Annotated in this window: 9 protein-coding genes; 4 read left to right on the forward strand and 5 right to left on the reverse strand. The window is 51.5% G+C overall.

Annotation, left to right across the window (positions count from 1 at the left end; translation table 11 throughout):
* Positions 1-44 precede the first annotated feature (44 nt).
* A complete protein-coding gene (locus tag NW747_RS09630) occupies positions 45-1,181 on the reverse strand; it encodes an acyl-CoA dehydrogenase family protein (protein ID WP_008858802.1) in 1,137 nt (378 codons plus the stop codon).
* A gap of 632 nt (positions 1,182-1,813) precedes the next feature.
* Between NW747_RS09630 and NW747_RS09635 the strand changes: the two genes are divergently transcribed.
* The 4 genes from NW747_RS09635 (at position 1,814) to nhaA (ending at position 6,397) form a co-directional block, all read left to right on the forward strand.
* On the forward strand, positions 1,814-2,506 hold the full coding sequence (locus NW747_RS09635) for a TVP38/TMEM64 family protein (protein WP_008858801.1): 693 nt from the start codon (positions 1,814-1,816) through the stop codon (positions 2,504-2,506).
* A 171-nt stretch (positions 2,507-2,677) separates the two neighbouring features.
* Entirely contained in the window at positions 2,678-3,253 is a 576-nt protein-coding gene (locus NW747_RS09640; protein WP_008858800.1) for a cob(I)yrinic acid a,c-diamide adenosyltransferase, read from the forward strand.
* Positions 3,254-3,286: 33 nt separating this feature from the next.
* Positions 3,287-4,915, forward strand: coding sequence for a phosphoenolpyruvate--protein phosphotransferase (gene ptsP / locus NW747_RS09645; protein ID WP_008858799.1), 1,629 nt, complete (start codon positions 3,287-3,289; stop codon positions 4,913-4,915).
* Positions 4,916-5,182: 267 nt separating this feature from the next.
* Positions 5,183-6,397, forward strand: a complete 1,215-nt coding sequence (gene nhaA / locus NW747_RS09650; protein ID WP_273187178.1) for a Na+/H+ antiporter NhaA — start codon at positions 5,183-5,185, stop codon at positions 6,395-6,397.
* 196 nt (positions 6,398-6,593) lie between these two features.
* On the opposite strand, the gene NW747_RS09655 is transcribed toward nhaA, so the two are convergent.
* From NW747_RS09655 to NW747_RS09670, 4 genes are all read right to left on the reverse strand, one after another.
* On the reverse strand, positions 6,594-15,536 hold the full coding sequence (locus tag NW747_RS09655) for an ESPR-type extended signal peptide-containing protein (protein WP_273187179.1): 8,943 nt from the start codon (positions 15,534-15,536) through the stop codon (positions 6,594-6,596).
* Positions 15,537-16,058: 522 nt separating this feature from the next.
* Complete coding sequence (gene trpS / locus NW747_RS09660) at positions 16,059-17,120, reverse strand: tryptophan--tRNA ligase (RefSeq protein WP_273187181.1); 1,062 nt, start codon at positions 17,118-17,120, stop codon at positions 16,059-16,061.
* Between the two features lie 125 nt (positions 17,121-17,245).
* Complete coding sequence (gene glmS, locus NW747_RS09665; RefSeq protein ID WP_273187182.1) at positions 17,246-19,072, reverse strand: glutamine--fructose-6-phosphate transaminase (isomerizing); 1,827 nt, start codon at positions 19,070-19,072, stop codon at positions 17,246-17,248.
* A 185-nt stretch (positions 19,073-19,257) separates the two neighbouring features.
* Positions 19,258-19,848: a YIP1 family protein gene (locus NW747_RS09670; protein ID WP_273187183.1), complete on the reverse strand. Its 591-nt coding sequence runs from the start codon at positions 19,846-19,848 to the stop codon at positions 19,258-19,260.
* Position 19,849: the final 1 nt, after the last annotated feature.

The raw sequence follows: 19,849 nt of genomic DNA on the forward strand, positions 1-19,849 counted from the left end.
TTCATGCATTTCCCGTCTGTAAAGGGTAAGACACCGCCCACTTATCAGTACATGGCCGCGTTGGCAATCACAAGACGCTGCACCTGGTTGGTTCCTTCATAAATCTGCATAATCTTGGCGTCACGCATATATTTTTCGTTCGGATTTTCCCGAGAATATCCATTGCCGCCCATAACCTGTACGGCGGTGGTGGTGACCTCCATGGCTGTATCGGAAGCAAAGCATTTGGACATGGCAGAGAAAAGAGATGCTTTCTTATCACCGGTCATCTGCATCCAGCAGGCTTTGTACACCAGAGCCCGGGCTGCTTCCGTCTTTGTCACCATGTCGGCGATCATCTGCTGCACCATTTCAAAGGAAGCGATTTTCTGTCCGAACTGCTTTCTCTGGTGAGCATAATGGATTGCATTTTCCAGCGCAGCTTGGGCAATACCCACAGAAATAGCGCCTACCACCGGTCGTGATTTTTCCAGCGTTTCCATGGCGATGCGGAATCCCATGCCTTCCCTTCCAAGCCTGGTAGAAGCAGGCACGAAGCAGTCATCAAAAATGATTTCCGAGGTTGCGGAAGCGCGGATACCCATTTTATCTTCTTCCTTGCCCATGGAAATACCTTTGGTATTTCTATCTACGGAAAAAACAGTGAGCCCCCGGATGCCGCCGGATTCTCTTGTATTGGCAAAGAGAGTGATTTTATCTGCAATAGGTGCATTGGTAATGAAGCACTTGGTCCCATTCAGTACATAGCCGCCGTCCACCTTCTTAGCCCGGCAGGAAACGGCGCCGGCGTCGGAACCGGCCCCCGGTTCCGTAAGGGCAAAGCAGCTCATGCCCCCTTCATTCAGGCAGTCGAAATAGGATTTCTTCTGTTCATCGCTGCCTGCAATGAGCACCGGGAATGAAGCCAGGGAATTGGCAGCACATACGGTAGCCACGCCGGCACATCCTTTGGCCAGTTCTTCACTGATCATGGCAATGGTCAAAAGATCCAGTCCGGCACCGCCGAATTCCTTGGGAACCGACAGAGCTGTCATGCCGGACTGCTTCAAAATTCGAAGCAGCTCCTCATCCATAACACCGCTCTTATCGATAGAAAGGGCCCTGGGTGCGATTTCCTTCTGTGCAATATCACGGGCCAGCCCTACCAGTTCCTTCTGCTTATCTGTCAAGTTAAAATCCATTTTCCAACACCTGCCGAATCAAAAAAACAAGGGTTCTCAATCTGTCTGCAGCTCCTGCAGAAATATGTCCTTCTCATTATAACAGATTTATGCCTAAAAATTCACTGGGAATCCATAAAAGGAAAGATAGCATATAAGCGGGGCAAAATGGTGTCATTTCTGATAAACCATGGCAGGGCCTGTCCTTTGATGTATGAAGACCCTTAGATTGACCTCATCATGAACCATGAAAAGCCAGGCAGGGCTTTGCAGCCTTTTTACCTTTCCCCCTCTTTGTCCGCCCTCTCTCTTTTCCGGTATGCTCCCCTGCCATGAAGCAGTAACGTATCCCTCTGTTTGATTTTTCATAGCTGCCAATGGAAACGAATTGCAAAACTCCCGATTTTATCGGTATTCTAAACTTATATAGTCTGCTATGTATATTGGAAAATCTGATGACCCTGTATTATAATATATGAGATAAGAAAAGGTATTTGCATAATCTTGACAAATCGCTTACAATAAACACTGCTTTTCTAAAGCTTACAACTGACTGAAACGAGAACCATAAGATATATCTGTCCGGTACGCCGCTCCGCCGGGGCAGATGACTGCGCCGATTTTCGGCTTGTGGGCGGCTAAAAGGATACATTATGATTGACAAATGTAAAAAGCTTATCGGACTTTTGATTCTGATTGCTGCTGCCGTCATATCCGTTTACCTGGTTCGTATGTACTATCCTGAATTTTATTACCATACCATCCACCTCACCATGGCCGGCGATGTGGACGGTCTGGCGGATTACATTTCTTCCTTCGGGTACGGAGCTTTTCTTGTGAGCATTGGTCTGCTCATTTTCTGTAATGTCTTCGGAATCCCTACGATTCCCTTCCTTACAGTGAATGGAGCGCTCTTCGGCCTGCTCCCGGGGATTTTCATTTCCTGGGTGGGAGAAGTCATCGGCATTGAAATCAGTTTCCATATCGGGCGCATTTTCTTCCGTAAGGAAGCCCGCCGCCTGATTGAAAAGAAGCATATGCTTACTAAGCTGGACAAATACAGCTGTGTGAAGAATATGGCTCTGGCCAGGGCTATTCCCTATTCCCCCAATATTCTTTTCACTGCCATTGCCGTCTTAAGCAAGCTCACCAGCCGGGAGCATCTGAAATCTACCCTCATCGGCAAGATTCCCTCTGTAATCATTGAAGTATGGCTGGGCCACGACCTCATTTATTTCTCGGAGCACGGCACTCGTTTCATTGTGCTTCTTTTCCTCCTTCTGGCTGCTTATATCATTCATAAAATGTACAAAAAAAGACGCTGTTTTAACAACAAATGTCTGTAACCAAAGCCGTCATGGTTTCCATGGCGGTTTTTCCATGGATGAAATCGGAATCATTGCCTTTTGTTTCCCTTCTATCCATTGTATAATAGGGTAATGAAAGAATGACCAATCTATTCTTTAATTCGATAGAAATATCCCTTCCAAATGATATTTTCTGATAAGGAGGATATGATGAAAGGTTACATTCAAGTATATACCGGTGACGGCAAGGGGAAAACCACGGCTGCCATCGGTCTTGCCATCCGCGCCATAGGTGCGGGGAAAAAGGTATGCATCATCCAGTTCATGAAATCTCTGGCCTACTCGGAGCAGAAAGTGCTCCAAAGCCTTGACGGCATCACCCTTATTACTTTGGGTAAACCTTATTTCATTGCTAAAGAAGGCATGCTTACGGAAGAAGAAATCAAGGCCTGGGGCGACAAGCTGGTGGTGTATCCTGCCGGTCATCCGCCCAAAGAATATCGGGATATGATACGGAAAGGCATTGATGACGCCATCGGTGCCGTTTCCGGCCCCTACGATGTGGTTATCCTGGATGAATACAATATGGCCTGCTGGTATGACCTGGCCACCGAGGAGGACACGAAGGAAATCCTTGCTGCCCGCCGTCCGGAGGTGGAACTGGTATTTACCGGCCGCAACGCTCCATCCTATATTCTGGATGCTGCCGACCTCATTACTGAAATGAAAAAAATCCGCCACTACTATGACAAAGGTGTCATGGGAAGGGAAGGAATCGAAGACTGATTTCCCCTGCGGAAAAAGAAAGGATTGCATAGAATGGAAAAAATTACAGGTAAAAGCATTTCCGGTATGGTTACCATCGGACCACTCCGGGTATTCCGTCATAAAGAATTCAGCGTAGAAGAATCCAAGGTAGATCGCCCGGAAACCGAAGTGGCCCGGTTCGATTCTGCCAGAAATACCGCCTCTGCCAAAATGAATCAGTTCTATCAGGAAGCCGTGTCCCATGTGGGTCTGGATAATGCTTCCATTTTCAAAGTATACCAGCAGATGCTGACAGAATCGGAATTTGTAGATGCCGTCCGCTCCATGATCCGCAGTCAGAGCATCAATGCAGAATCTGCCATTTCCCAGGCTGAAAAGAACTTCACCCAGATTTACAGCAGCGGAACTGATGTATACATGCAGGCCCACGTAGCAGACGTGCAGGAAATCGCCCGCATCCTCCTGCGTACCCTTCATCAGAAAAAAGCCATGTTTGCCGGCGATGAACCCTGTATCCTCTATGCCGATGATCTCACCCCCAGCGAGACCATCCAGATGGATACCAAAAAAATTCTGGGCTTCGTCACAAAAGAAGGCACCCCCACTTCCCACACTGCCATTCTGGCCAGGGCACTGGGCGTTCCTGCCATCGTAGCCACCGGCACAGAAGTAGATGACTCCTTTGACGGCAAAACAGCTGTCATCGATGGATTCTCCGGAACGGTGTATCTGGATCCCACACCGGGTATTCTGGCAGTGATGAAGGAGAAACAGGACCAGAGCATCCGGCTGAAGGAACTGATGCAGCAGCTGAAAGGCCTTCCCAGTGAAACCGTAGATGGTCACCGGGTCGAAGTGGCAGCCAATGTATCTTCCGCCTCCGACCTGGCTGCCGTTCTGAAAAATGATGCCGAAGGCATCGGCCTCTTCCGCAGTGAATTCATCTACATGGGAAGAGACACTCTCCCCAGTGAAGAGGAACAGTTTAATATTTACAAACTGGCCATCGAAACTATGGCAGGTAAGCGCGTCATCATCCGTACCCTGGATATTGGCGCTGATAAGGAAGCCTCTGCTTTCCATCTGCCGAAGGAAGAAAACCCTGCCTTGGGCATGCGGGCCATCCGTATCTGCCTCAAGCGGCCGGAAATCTTCAAGACCCAGCTCCGTGCCATTCTCCGGGCCAGTGCCTTTGGCAAAGCAGCCATTATGTTCCCCCTCATTACCTCGGTATGGGAAGTATGGAAGGCTCGGGAAATCCTGGATGAAGTCAGAATGGAACTGGATAAGAAGGGCATCGCTTATGACCATCATATGGAAGTAGGCATTATGGTAGAAACGCCGGCAGCTGCCTTAATCAGCGACAAACTGGCCAAAGAAGTAGATTTCTTCTCCATCGGCACCAATGACCTGTCCCAGTACACCCTGGTAGTAGACAGAACAAGCCGCGTCCTTTCTGACTTCTTTAATCCCCACCATCCGGCTGTGCTGAAACTGATTCAGATGACCGTGGAAAATGCTCACAAAGCAGGCATCTGGGTAGGCATGTGCGGTGAACTGGGTTCCGACCTTTCCATCACTGAAACCTTCCTCCGCATGGGAGTGGACGAATTCTCCGTAGCCCCCTACTCTGTACTGCCCCTGCGGAAGCAGATCCGTTCCATTGATTTAAGTAAATAAAGAACCGCCTCTAAGGCTGTGAAGAAATGAGGATATCCCCCATTTCTTCACAGCTTTTTTTCTGCCATCTTTCCAAAAACTTCCCGGGACAAAAAAGCAGGATGAAGCCCGTCCTTCCAGTCCTGTACCTATCTATTATTTATCAAATTCATTTAAATATATAGTATTCAATGCAATACATAAATATTTCGTAATGGGTAATGACATTATATGTATTATATGCTATTATTTGAATAGAATATTTCGTTTTCTTGAAAGGAGCTGACTATGAGACGAAAAATCGAATCCCTGAGCACCACATTTCTTTCCTTTTTGCGTTCCGAAGCATCGGGCGGTGTCATTCTTCTCATATGTGCCATCCTGGCTGTCATCATAGCCAATTCTCCCTGGGGCGGCGCCTATGAACACAGCCTTCACACGCCAATCGCCATCGGCATAGGACCTTTTTCCCTGGAAATGGGACTTCTTCACTGGGTCAATGACGGGCTCATGGCCGTTTTCTTCTTTCTGGTGGGCCTGGAAATCAAGCGGGAATTCCTCTATGGAGAACTCCGCACCAAATCTGCCATGATTCTTCCCGTCTGCGGGGCACTGGGCGGTATGCTGGTACCGGCCCTGTTTTACAGCCTTCTGAATTTTGGCACGGAAACCTCCGGCGGCTGGGGCATTCCCATGGCTACCGATATTGCTTTTGCCCTGGGCATTATGACCCTGGCAGCCAGAAGCGCACCGCCGGGGCTGGTGGTCTTCCTGACGGCCCTGGCCATTGTAGATGATTTAGGCGCCATTGTCGTCATCGCCCTCTTTTACAGCACGGACCTTGCATGGATAGCCCTGGCTTCCGGACTGGCAGCTCTGGCCGGCGCATTCCTTTTAAACCGCTTGAAAATCCGTTTCTTCCCGGCCTATCTGGCTTTAGGCCTTGTGGCATGGTACTTTTTCCTGAAAGCCGGCATCCACCCCACCATAGCCGGGGTCATTCTGGGCTTCTCTATTCCGGCAGAAGGGAACTGCAAAGTATCCATGCTTCATCAGTGGGAGAAGAGACTTCACCCCTGGTCTGCATATCTCATCATGCCCGTTTTTGCACTCTCCAATGCGGGTGTAGAAATTTCCCTTGCTTCTCTGGACTTTACTTCCCCCCTCCCCTGGGGCATCCTGGCGGGACTCTTCCTTGGAAAACCGGTAGGCATCTTCGGCTCTGTCTACCTTCTCCATGAAATAGGCCATATAGACATTCCCGGCAAAGCCTCTCCCCGGGAGCTGGCAGCTACCGGCATGCTCGGCGGTATCGGCTTTACCATGTCCATCTTCATTGCTTCCATCGCCTTCACGGATCCCGGCCTCCTGAACCTGGCCAAATTTTCCATTCTTATGGCTTCCACCATTTCTGCTGCTGCAGGTACCCTGGTGTTTCTCATAAGCGGCTCTAAAGGGAGAGATACTCTGCCTCTTTCCGAAATGGAAAAAATCCAGGGATAGATGATGACACTTTCCTCGCCTTACTGAACCCCTGATGTCTGGAAATCGCTGATTTTCAGGCGCCAGGGGTTTTGTCATGAAATATCTCCCGCCCTCTATGCAGAATCCGAGACAGGCAAAACCATCCATGCAAAAACACCCGATAGTTGACTCTTTCAGAATCACTTTCGGGTGTTTTTACTCTGCATCTATGAAATCAGCCTTTAGCCGCCAGCTTAAGAACCATAGCTTTCAGTTCTGCGATTTCCTGGTCCTGTTTGGCAAGTCGGGCCTTCAAATCTTCATTTTCCTTAAGCTTCAGGTTCTGTGCTTCCACCTGCTGCTTCAAGGCCATGATTTCTCTGGCCATAACGGTACGGGAACCTATGATGGAGTTTCCATGGCCCAGGCGGATGCTGACGCCTGCATTGACCATGTTTTCTCCGCCGCCCCAGCTGCCGCCCAGAGAGAAGAGGGTATCTTCATTAGGCTGGTAGAAGGCGCCGATGGCACCGGCCTTGGCATTCACATAGTGACCGAAACCAGCAGCAAAGTTCCACTTTTCTTCCGGATTGAAATCCAGCGGATGAAGCGCCGCCAGAGCAGCTGCCCCGGCACCAACCCGGTTCAGGCGATTGTTCAGCTTGTTTACAGCTCCATCCACGCCGCTGACCAGACCTTTCAGCTGGCTCACGTTCACCGCATCGGTATCACTGATCCCCGGTGCCACATCGTGAATCTGCTGGCCGCCCATGGAGACATTGCTGTTTGTGATTTCCACAGCATGGGTATTGTCGCCGTTAGCGGCAATCTTGATGCCGCTATTGGTGATGGTCGTACCAACTTTGCCTTCACTGTTGTTGATGGTCAGGCCGTCGTTGTTCAAAGTACTATTGCCCGTGGTAACGCTGGTAAGTCCCTTGAGTTCGCTGGACAGCTTGATATCCAGACCGTCGCCAGCGGCGTTCTTGACCACACCGATGTTGCCATTTGTCAGCTTGGACGTATCCGCACCGCCGGACAGTTTCATGGATTCGCCCAGGCCTCTGGAGACGGTTTCTCCGTCGTCTCCGGCAAAGTCCCGGCTGCCCAGCTTGCCGATTTCCGTCTTGGCAGCCTCACCGGCAAGGGTCTTCACATCGCCGATATTGGCAGCGTTGGTATTGTCTCTGTCGTCCCTATTGACGATACCGCTCTTCACGTTGGTGATGTTTTTGCCACCAGCGTCAATGCCTTTGCTGTCAATCGTGAAACCGCCAGCCTTGATGGAGCCATCATTGCCGAGGTCCGCATCTTTCTTCAGGCCGATGTTAAGCAATTTTCCATCGTCAGAAACAGCAGTCGTGATATTGCCATCCCCATGGATGCCAATGGTACTGCCGAGGTCTGCCTTGACAGCATTCCCCTTGTCATCTGCCAAGCCGAAGCCGCCGCCTTGGTTAGCGTCAGTGATACTGCCCTTCACCTGCTGCAGCTGTTCTTCTGTAGCAGCCCGGCCAACTTTGCCGAAGTCAGGCAAATCGACACTCTTATTCGTCAGGCCCGTGATTGTCGACGAGCCATTGGCGCTATTGAGCTTGAGGCCGCCCGTCATAGTAATGCTTTCGATGCCGGTGAGGTCCTTGGCCAGTTTGATATCAAAGCCATCGTTATCCTTATTGGCGACAACACCGATATTCTGTCCACTGGAAAGCTTAGTCGTATCTGTCTCACCGCCGGACAGCTTCAGCGTGCTGTTCAGCAGGCGCGTCACCTGTCCGTTGTCACCAGCGACGACGAGGCCATCGTCCATGGTAGCTACATCATGAGACTTATCATTCTGGTCCTTATAGGTCAGACGAGTCTTAGAAGTATTATCCTGAGACAGATTCTGTGCCCCATTCTGGGCAAACAGGCTGGTGAACGCACCCTTAGAACCGGTAAGATCTAGATAGCCAACGCCCGTGTCCTGGCGGAGTGCAGCCGTCACTGTCCTAGCGTTGCCATCGCCGTCGCTCAGGGCAATGCCACTATCGCCAGTGATGTTCACCTCTTTGGTAGAAGCGCCCTTGAACTGCATACTGCCGTCCACACCGGCAACATCCTTGCTATCTGTATCCTTCCCTGCGTGAGTACCCACTTCGAGATGATCCTGGAGTTCTACGGAGACGTAGTCCTTGCCATCATGGTCCTTCTTCACCTTGGTCAGGATGTTGGCCTTGCTGCGATCCCAAAAATCCCCGGAGCCATCGTTTTTCTCGTTAGTTACCGGAGCATCGCCATAGATGCGGATGGCACTGCCAAGATTCTGCTTGATGGTGACATCGCCGCCATCAGCCAGGCCACCCGCTGTAATGCCGAACTGGGCATTCCCTACCGATTTCTGAATGGAATCGCTGACTGTCTTCAGCTGGTCTTCCGTAGCCGCCCGGCCGGAAACATAGTCTTTACCGTCCCAGATCGTATTTCCAAGGCCGGTGACATAGTTTCCGGTGCTTGATACATTTCCCTTGCTGATGACCGTCTGATTGCCCATGACCACCGTGCCGGCCGTCACCGTATTGAGACCGGTGATATCCTTGGCCAGCTGCAGGGAAAGGGTAGTATTGCCATCCGTATCCTGGCTGGCAATGACGCCGATGTTGTTGTTCTTCTTGGGGTCCGTGGTGTTGTCCACCAGCTTGTCCTTCGCGACGCCGCCTTTGATGGTCACTTTCTTATTGAGCGTGGTGTTGGCTGTTTCACCATTATCACCAGAGAGCTGCAAACCATCTTCCAGCGTAGCTACCGTATGAGAATGACCATTACCGCCATCATAGGTAATACGGGACATGGCCGTCTTTAAAGTCGTCGTGTTATCCTGCGTCGTATCGGCATAAGTCGCCTTGACGGAAACAGGACTGATGCTACCGTCCTTATTCTGGCCGTTAATCTTGAGGATACCGGTTTCACCATCAACACCTGGTGCACCTGCTTTCCCCAACGTCATGGTATGGGCATTGAGGTCACGATCCAGCTGAACGGTCAGGGTGCCCGTATCTTTATTAGCCAGGACCTGCACATTGGCGCCGCCATCATAGTCGCGGCCATTTGCACCGGTTCCCTGAATGATCAAGGTTTCGCCCAGATTCCGATGAACCGTATTATCCTCATTATTGCCTTTAACATTATTGCCTTTAAAGTTCAAACCCGTAGCTGTCAGGTCTGTCTTCACGCCATTGCTGACAGTCTTCAGGTCGCCAATGGTTGCTGCATGGTTCAACACATCCCCAGTAGCATCTTTAATGGTCGTACCAGTCAGGCCGCTCTGTACATTGGTAATCTGCTTGCCGCCGTTGGACAGGCCATCGGTGGTCAGTTTTACCTTGTCCGCATCAGACCCCTGCTTCGGCGTAATGACAACACCATTACCATCTACCACCGTAGTGGCTCCAGTTGTCTCATCCGTAAGGGTTGTCTTCGTCAGGTTCAATTCTTTATTCAGAGAAACGACGATGGCCTTGTTGGCAGAATCTGCTTGCGTGGACAGGTTGGTGTCACCGCCAGTAGTAATCTTGATGGAACTGCCGAGATCCTGCTTGACCTCTTTCGCATTCGCGCTGTCTGCCTTATCTGCGCTGAGGCCAAAGCCGCCGCCCGTAGCCGAGCCATTGACAATGGACTTGGCCACCTGCTGGAGCTGGTCTTCCGTAGCCGCCCGGCCGCTGACGATGCCGTCCTTCGACCACTTCGTGTTGGTCAGGCCCGTGATGTAGTCGCCAGTCGCAGAGTTAGGGCTGGTACCGTTGTTGGCAATGGTCTGGGAGCCAATCTTGATACCACTGCCGGTGGTGCCTGCAGTCGGCGCAAAGCTGATGGTGCCCATATCCGTCAGGTCTTTGTTCAGCTTGATGGTCAGGCCGTCACCGGCATCGTTTTCCACCACGCCGATGTTGCCGTCCGTCAAGTTAGCAGCAGCACCGCCCGTGATATTTAAGGTGCTGTTGAGCGTCCTGCTGACCACCTTTGTTGAATCGTTCTTAGCATCATCACCGGCAAATTTCATGCCATCATCGAGGGTGGCAATGGTATGGCGCGTGTTCGGGGCATTGTCTACCGCATATTCCAGGCGGGGCGAGGTTTCAGAAGACAGGAAGCCCTTGCCGCCATAGTTCTGATACAGTGCCGAATAGCGGCCGCCGTTGTTACCCAGATGAATGGAACCGTCACTGCCGTCCATCTCCACATAGGCACCCTTGGCACCGGTGACTTTTACGCTGCCATCAACGGTATTCGACCCTGCCGTCAGGCTGTTGGCCGTCAGGTCATCGTCCAGTTTCACCGTAATGGTGCCGTTGTCCATGGTAGTGGTGATGTTGTCCGTGTTATAGGTGTGCTTCTCTTTTGCTGCACCACCCAACACGCTGACAGTTCCTCCCAGTTGGGCATTGTAGGTATCACTGCCATCCGTTTCTTCAGCAGCATTGGCCTTGAAATTCAGGCCCTGCTGCAGAGCCGCATTGCTGGCGATGCCGGAAATCACTACATTCGTAGGCGTACTTCTCGCTACGTTATTTTTCACCTGGAGCGTTACCTTGCCATCGCTGCCTACCGTGTATTCCCCACTGTCAGCAGCCACCAGGTGGCTGTCCTGATTCAGTACACTAGTCAGGTCAATACCTGGGATAGCTGTCCCGCCGTTTTTCGTCAAGGTCAGCGTTTTACCATCGGTGCTGACACTGCCACCGGTCACATAGTAGTCATGGAGACCGGTGATTTGACCGGTTGTATTGTTAGAACGATTCAGCGTACCAGTACCTTCGCCTGTTGCCTCATTATAGGAAACGGATCCTCCCGATACAAAAACATCGGATGTGCTGAACTCACCTTTGATCTGCTGGGCAACTTCATTCAGCTGATCTTCTGTAGCTGCCCGGCCAGACATATAATTATCCGTCACCCAGGTGGTATTCTGCAGGCCGGTGATGCTGGTAATGTTGGACGTAGCACTGCCATTGGCGCCGCCGCCGGCCTGGCTGCCCAGGTAAATACCTCCGGTATAGGTGCCGTCGGTGCCACCGGTGCCGCCTACCCGGACCGTGGCAAAGTTCACATTGGAAGTGGTAGCAATCTGGATATCCCCGTTTTGTGTAAGAGCAATGTTATCTCCTGCTACAAAGTTCAGGGTATTATTGGTGGGTGTAACGGTCTTCACATCCGTCGTGCCGTTAATCTGGGCTTTCCAGCCGGCATTCACGGTGGAGGAAACGGCGGCCAGCTCATCTTCCGTGGCCGCCCGGCCGCTTACATAGGTGGGGTCCGCGGTGGTCCAGGAAGTATTGGTGAGACCGGTCAGATAGGTGCCTGACGAAACAGCGTTCCCCTTATTGTCCTTCAGAGACCAGGTGCTGTCAGAGCCATAATTTCCCAAATGGAGGCTGCCGATGGTCCCGTAGCCATTGATTCCATCCATGAACAGCAGGGTCCCCAGGGACAGGGTCCCGGCAGTGCCGTTCAGTACCGCACCATTGTCCCCCAGAGTCAGGGTATCATTCAGGGCCACTTCATAATCCACGGTGCCATCCGTCTTGGTGGTCTTGGTGACCTTCGTATTGTTTTTGGTGCTGTCCTTGCTGACGGTGACCGTCTTGGCGGCGATTTTCTTGACATCGCCGATGTTGGCACCGTTGGTGTCTGTGCCATATATCGGGTTGCTCGATTCATCCGTGCCGGATGCGCCGCTGGCTACCTCCGTAATCTTCTGGTTGCCGCCGCTGATGCCGCCCGTGGTGACGCTGGGACCATTGGCGATGGTCAGGCCCGTAGTGCCCAGGGTGGACGAGCCGGTGGTCACATTGCCATTGCTTCCGTCAAGGGTGATGGCATTGTTGCCTGTGCCAACGGTCACCTTATCCGCGGTGAGCTGGGTGTCCATCTTCACCGTGATGATGCCGTTGTCGTCGATCTCCGTGGTCAGGTTGTCCATCTTGTAGGTATGGCCGGACTGGGCATCATTGGCGCGGACTGCCACTGTATCCCCCAAGGCACGGTTAACGACCTTGTAAGTATCGCCTGTCTTGGTATTGGCAGAGAAATTAAGGCCTTTGGCGATATTATCCGTATTGGTCGTAATCTGGGTCTTGTTGCTATTTACTACATCAGAGACGCTTTTCAGCTGGTCTTCCGTAGCTGCCCGGCCGGAAACAGGATTGGTCTGCCCTACAGTCCATGTCTTGTTGTCAAGACCGGTGACGTAATTGCCGCTCTTGGTGGTATCATTGCCATCGGTCTGCGTGCCCATCTTGACGCCGCCGGCCATCACCGTATCGAGGCCGGTGATGTTCTTGGCCAGTTTCAGGGAAAGGGTGGAGCCGTTGGCCGTGACGCCGATATTACTGACATCTGCCAGATTCTTGGCGCCGCCGGAAACGGTGAGGGTGTTGTCCAAAGCAACGCTGCCCGTTCCCGTGTCGCCGGCCAGTTTGAGGCCATCGCCAAGGGTCGCCACGGTATGAGCCGTGCCATCCCCGTCGGTATAGCTGATGCGGCCCGTGCCATTAGCGCCGGCGAGTTCCGGCGAAGCGGCATAGCCCGCCATGATAGTCGTGGCTTTATTGGCATTGTTGCTGTCTGCTCCAACGATCTTGATGGAGCCGGCTTTGCCGTTATCTGCGTCGGTCAGTGCCGTACCTGCCGTCACCGAATCGAAGTCCGGATTCTTGTCCAGGGCAATGGACAGGCGCTGCTGGTTTTGTGCATCCGTTAAGACCTTCACATTCTGGGCGGAGTATTCTTCATCCGCCTTGGTGCCACTGCCCTGGAGCAGGAGCGTGCCGCCCTGATTGATGTGGACAGTGGTATCCGTATTGTTCCCCTGGAAGTTCAGGCCCTTGCTCTCCACTGCCTTGAGCTGAGCCACATTGACGGCATCGGAGTCCTCGGAACCGGCGGCCAGGTTGGTGATCTGGCGGGAAATAGTAACATCCTGGCCGGCAGCATTCTGCGTTTTACCGCCAAGAGATACTGCACCATCTGTAGACATCCAGATAGCGGTATCTATTTTTGTATCGGCTGAAGTATTGCCTTTATCTCCCTCCTCTTTGATTATAATGTCATTGACTTCATCCGGAATTAAGTACCCCTTTACGCCTTTTTCTCTATTCGCTACCGAATGAGCGCCCAGGGCCACACTGCCGTCTTTATTTGCAGTAGCACTGGTACCAAACGCCGAGGATTCAAAGTTATTAGCCGAAGCCATATAGCCATAAGCAGCCGAGCCAGTCTGTTCTGCAGAGGCCTCAAAGCCAACGGCTACGGCAGCGCCATTGTCCGTGGATTCCGGATCTGTATTCTGAGTACCTGCCTGAGAGCCTAGGCCCATGGCAACGGAGTAATTGCCGCTGGCATTGGTGCCGTTGCCCACTGCCACGGACTGGGTGCCAGAAGCCGTGTTATCGTAGCCGATGGCCAGAGAATTCCGGCCCGAAGCGGAGCTGTTGACGCCCATGGCCAGGGATAGATTCCCCTGTGCCGTGGTGCCTACGCCAAAGGCCATGGAAGCCGAGCCTGTGGCACCGTCATTGTAATAGTTAGCCAGCGTGTTTTCCGCAACCGGCGTGATTGGATTTCCATCCTCGTCAACATAAGCCGTCTTGATGCTCAGGAAGTGGCGGCCTGCCTGCTCCAGCTGGTCTTCCGTAGCTGCCCGGCCAGTCACATAGTTGCCCGGCGTCCAGGTCTTGTTGGAGAGGCCCGTCACAAAGGTGCCTTTTGCATCAGCCCGGGTGAACGTGAGTTTCACCGTACCGTTATCATTCATTCCGTCAGGCTTGTCATACGTATAGGTGAAGTCCTGGTTGCCAATCTTGACAGCACCCACCTGGGCCAGGCCCTTCGTGCCATCCAGGGAAATATAATTGGCTGCATCGGTGCTGAGACCGGCGGAAATGGTGCCTGCCGTGCCGTCGAGCACCACCTGTTTCGCGCCGGTAGGATCCGTGGCTGTATCCTGCTGCAGCGTGACCTTCGGCAGCAGGCTGATGGTGGTGGTCTGCACCCCATCACTGTCTGTCGTTTCTACGGCATGGACGTTCTTTTCATCGCCTTTGACCTTGATCTGGTTCTTGGCCGTTGCCACAGCTTCTGCCTTAGCATTCTTGAGCTGTTCCATGACGACGACATCGTGGTCATCGATGCCATCGGCCACATTGATGAGACGGTTGTAGGCATCGGAGTCATATTTGTTTTCCGTAACCGTATGGTCCTGATAATCTACCGTATAATACGTATCGCCTTTTTTATGGCCAAAAGATACGATGCGTCCCTGCGTATCGGCAGTTCGGGACGGATCAATGACCGAAGCCGTTGCTTCATAGCCGATGGCGACTCCATTAGCTACGGTAACTGTAGCCTGTTTGCCAGCGGCCAGGCCGCTGGCAGCCTTTGCGCTGGTACTGCCGCCGGCAATGCCGACGGAATAGTTGCCCTGCACCGAAGACGAGACGCCGCCAATGGCGACGGAATCCTGACCGATGCGGGAAAAGGGATCTTTGCCCTGATCGGCCGGATACTGGTTGCCATTGGCATCGGTAAGGTATTTCCCGTTATCATCTACGGCTACCTTGCCCGCCACATTGCCGGTACCGCCAATGACGATGGAGCCATAGCCAAAGGCTTTATTGCCGGTACCGCCGCTGACTGTGGCAAAATCACCGCCAGCCTGATTCTGTGCACCGCCGGCAACGCTGGCCCCCTTGCCAGTAGCCTTGTTCTGCCCACCGCCGCTGACGCTGGAGGCGTCGCCCCAGGCTTCATTATCTTCACCGCCGCTGATACTGGCGTTTTCTCCTTTGGCATAGTTTTTCGAGCCACCGCTGACACTGGAGTAGTTTCCATCTGCATGGTTGAGATATCCACCGCTGACCGTGGAATAGTCTCCGGTAGCCGCTGCCTGGTCCGTTTTCCCTTTATCATCAGTCACTGCGTTTTGACTGCCGCCAATCACTTTGTTGCCTGTTGCGGCATATACCTCCGAGCCGGCGCTCCCCATAAGGAGCACCGCCCCCAGCCCCAGTGCTGCAGCGGCCTTTCCCACCGCTGTAAGGCAGGTGCTCTTGTTTTTGCCTGCCCGTTTCGCCAGTTCAGAAACTACAACGTAGCAATGTTTTGTGCGATTCCAGACCACCTTGTAAACTTTATTCATGAAATCTCCTTTGATCAAAAATGGTACACAGACTGCCGGTCTATGGCCAGGTGACACGAAGAAAATACAAAATCCTATACAGAAAAAAGATATAATCCTATAAACCACAAGAAAATTAATATGTCTTATGTTAATGCATTACCCCTCCGAATGCAATAGTGTTTGTCGATACGCTTCGAGAATTTTGAAAATAGAACGTTGCCTTCATCTTTAAAAAGTTATAAATGATAAAACCGCCCTATTGAAATAATAAAAAAGCGATGATACTGTAGTGATTCTGCCTATTTCCTTATATCTATTTGAACATTGATATAAAAGGCGATTTCCTCATATACCTTATAAAAGAGGATTTTAAAATTAATTAGTTATCCGAAGTTACTATTAATTAATTTATTTCTATCCTTTGTGGGTATATATGAGCTTAATACATATGCCTAGTCCCTTCATCCCCTCTTCCGCTGCCCCTTTCCCTGCAGAAAAAAAGACGGAGGCCGAAGCCTTCGTCTTTTTTTGATATGATTTTTATTTTAACAGGTTGCCATCTTCAAAGTAGTTAATCCGCATGGCCTTTCTAACCCGCTGGAGGGTGCCATCGGCTTTGGCTGCCGCTTTTTCTGTGCCTTTCCGGAGGATATCCACCACATCATCAAGGTGCTGTTCCCAGTACTGGCGGCGTTCACGGATAGGAGCCAGTTCTGCCTGCATCACGTTGTTAAGGAACCGTTTGACTTTGACGTCTCCCAGACCGCCTCTGGTGTAGTGTTCTTTCATTTCGTCCAAGTTCTTGTATTCCGGCAGGAATTCTGCGAAATATTCATCTTTGCAGAAAGCGTCCAGGTAGGTGAAGACGGGGTTGCCTTCCACGTGGCCCGGGTCGTCTCTCCGAAGATGGGTGGGATCGGTAAACATGGACATGACTTTCTTTTCAATGTCTTCCGGTTTTTCGCAGAGATAAATGCAGTTGCCGATGGATTTGCTCATCTTGGCTTTGCCGTCGATGCCGGGCAGGCGGAGGCTTGCTTTATTGGTGGACAGGACAATTTCCGGTTCCACCAGGGTTTCGCCATAAATATCATTGAATTTCCGTACGATTTCCCTTGTCTGTTCCAGCATGGGTTCCTGGTCTTCCCCTACCGGCACGGTGGTGGCGTCAAAGGCGGTAATATCAGCTGCCTGGCTGACAGGATAGCAGAGGAAGCCGGCAGGGATGCTGGCCTCGAAGTGTTTCTGCTGGATTTCCGCTTTCACCGTGGGGTTTCTTTCCAGCCGGGATACGGTGACCAGGTTCATGTAGTACATGGTCAGTTCCGGCAGGGCCGGTACCAGGGACTGGATAAAGATATTGGACTTTTCGGGGTCGATACCTACGGAAAGGTAGTCCAAAGCGACCTGGAGTACGTTTTTCCTGACTTTTTCAGGATTATCCGCATTGTCCGTCAGGGCCTGGGCGTCAGCAATTTCGATGTAAATTTCATCAAACTTGCCGGAATTCTGGAGGGCTGCCCGTTCTCTGAGGGATCCTACATAGTGACCTACGTGAAGGTGTCCGGTGGGACGGTCGCCGGTTAAAATAATCTTCTTCATATATGACAACTCCTATCCATGAAATATACTTTCTTTATTTTATGCTTAAAAACAGGTTTCCGCAACCGTGTCTGATAGAAAGAAAAGGCACAGGCCCCGAAGGATGCCTGTGCCCCATGTATTTCTTATTCCACGGTCACTGATTTTGCCAGGTTTCTTGGCTTATCCACATCGTTTCCTCTCTTCACGCTGGTATAGTATGCGAGAAGCTGCATGGGAATGACGGACAGAATGGGGGCAATGAAGAAGTCCACTCTGGGGATCCGTACGGTTTCAGTGGTGTACTTGCCCAGTTCTTTATCATCTTCATAGCCGATGCCGAGGACTTCAGCGCCCCGGGCTTTGACTTCCTGGATATTGCTGTACATTTTGGAGCTCACCGCATCCTGGGTAGCTACGGCAATCACAGGGGTATCGGCGGTGATGAGGGCCAGGGTGCCGTGTTTCAGTTCGCCGGCTGCGTAGGATTCCGCATGGATATAGGATACTTCTTTCAGTTTCAGTGCCCCTTCCATGGCGATGGCATAGTCGATGGAACGGCCCAGATAGAAAATGTCATGGGCTTTGATGAGGCGGTCTGCCACTTCAGCCATATGGTCCTTTTCTTTCAGTACCTTTTCAATCTGCTTGGGCAGGTCTTTCAATCCATCAGTAATCTTATGGATAAGGTCCATGGAAATGGTGCCTCTGAGCTGTGCCATGTACAGGGCCAGCATGAGGAGTGCCACCAGCTGGGTGGTATAAGCTTTGGTAGAGGCTACGGCGATTTCCGGGCCTGCCAGGGTATAGACGACATGGTCTGCTTCCCGGGCAATGGAGGAGCCGATGGAGTTGGTGACAGCCAGACTTTTGGCGCCGTGTTTCTTCGCTTCTTTCAGTGCTTCCAGGGTATCGATGGTTTCGCCGGACTGGCTCACTACGATGCAGAGGGTGCGATTGGTGGTCAGGGGTTTGCTGTAGCGGTATTCCGACGCGATTTCCACAGAAACCGGAATCTTTACGAACCGTTCAATGTAGTGCTTGGCCACCAGACCTGCATGGTAGGCGGTGCCGCAGGCCGTAATAAGAATATTGTCAATATTTTCAAAGCATTCCTTTGTCCAGCCCAGATCAGGAAATGTGACGGAGCCGTCTTTGTTCAGATGGATCTGCACCGTATCGCGGACGGCCTTAGGCTGTTCGAAGATTTCCTTCAGCATGAAATGGGGATAGCCGCCCTTTTCTGCTGCTTCGGCAGACCAGGTCACTTTCTGGATTTCTTTCTGCACCGGTTTTCCATCTCTGTCAAGGATGGAGACCTGGTCAGCTTTCACTACCGCCACTTCTTCATCATCCAGAATGTAGATGTCCCTGGTATGGTTAATCACAGCGGGAATATCGGAGGCAATGAAGTTTTCTCCTTTGCCCAGACCGATGATGAGAGGGTTGTTCTTCTTGGTACAGATAATGGTATCAGGATAGGAGCTGTCCATAATCACAAGGCTGTAGGAGCCTTCGATGATGGAGAGCATTTTGCGGACTGTGGAAAGGAAATTGCCATCGTCCAGCTCTTCCAGAAGATGAGCTACCACTTCCGTGTCCGTTTCAGACTTGAAAACGTGGCCTTTTTCCATAAGGTCCTTTTTCAGAGTCAGATAGTTTTCAATAATACCATTATGAACCACCACAAAATGGTTATGGCAGTCTCCATGAGGATGGGCATTTCTGTCGGAAGGCTTGCCATGAGTAGCCCAGCGGGTATGTCCAATGCCAATATGGCCCTGGAGAGGATGCTTTTTCAGCTCATTTTCCAGATTCACCAGGCGGCCCTGCTTTTTCTCAATGTTGATTTTTCCATTTTCATAAACCGCAATGCCTGCAGAATCATATCCTCTGTATTCCAGGCGGCGGAGTCCGTCAATCAGAAAATTCGTGGCATTTCCACTGCCTACATAACCTACAATACCGCACATAAATGGTATTCCTCCTTATATTCATACTGATTCAAGATTTTCATTTGTATAGGGAAACTGCGTGTATCCAATCCAAGTTATACATACGTTTCATATTATATCACAAACCGTATCTTTTTGAAATTGAACAGGCAGAGGCGCCGGGATATGATTTCCGGCGCCTCTGCCAACTATTTGATTCTATTTTACATCTGGGTGATCATAGATTCAAGACTCTGCATATCCTGCATATTGGCAATCCCCTCCACCGCCGCGGCCACCCCCAGGGCCATGAGGGCGATGAAGAAAATCACAATGAGGATATAAGGGGTCAAAGCAATGAGGAAAGATTTTCCCGGGCGGAACCGATAATTCTGTCCAATGGCCGTCACATCCAGGTAGAAAGACCAGATCCAGATAGCAAAGCTTCCTATGCCGGACAGAGCACCCACACCCGCTTCGGCCAGAAAGGTAAAGAAAACAGAAAAGGCCATGGGCAGAGAAGCCGCCATGAATCCTGCCGTAATGCCTCTGGCGGTACCCATGCCGCCCCAGAAGCCGGAAATATAGTCGATCACTGCGCTGTGCACCAGAAGGGCCGCCCCCATGAAGAGAACCATGAGAAGAAACTGCATCACCAGCCCCGGCCCCTGCTGAAACAGGGAGAGGGACATGAGAAGCACCACAAATATCCAGATGAAGAATCCTTCTTTCAGCTTTTCCTCGTTAGTGATTTCCATCAAGGCCTGCCGGGGTGAAAGGATGAGGGCCATGGCCAGATCAAGAAACTGATTCATA

The organism is Dialister succinatiphilus, assembly GCF_928721695.1.
Classification (GTDB): Bacteria; Bacillota; Negativicutes; order Veillonellales; family Dialisteraceae; genus Dialister; species Dialister succinatiphilus.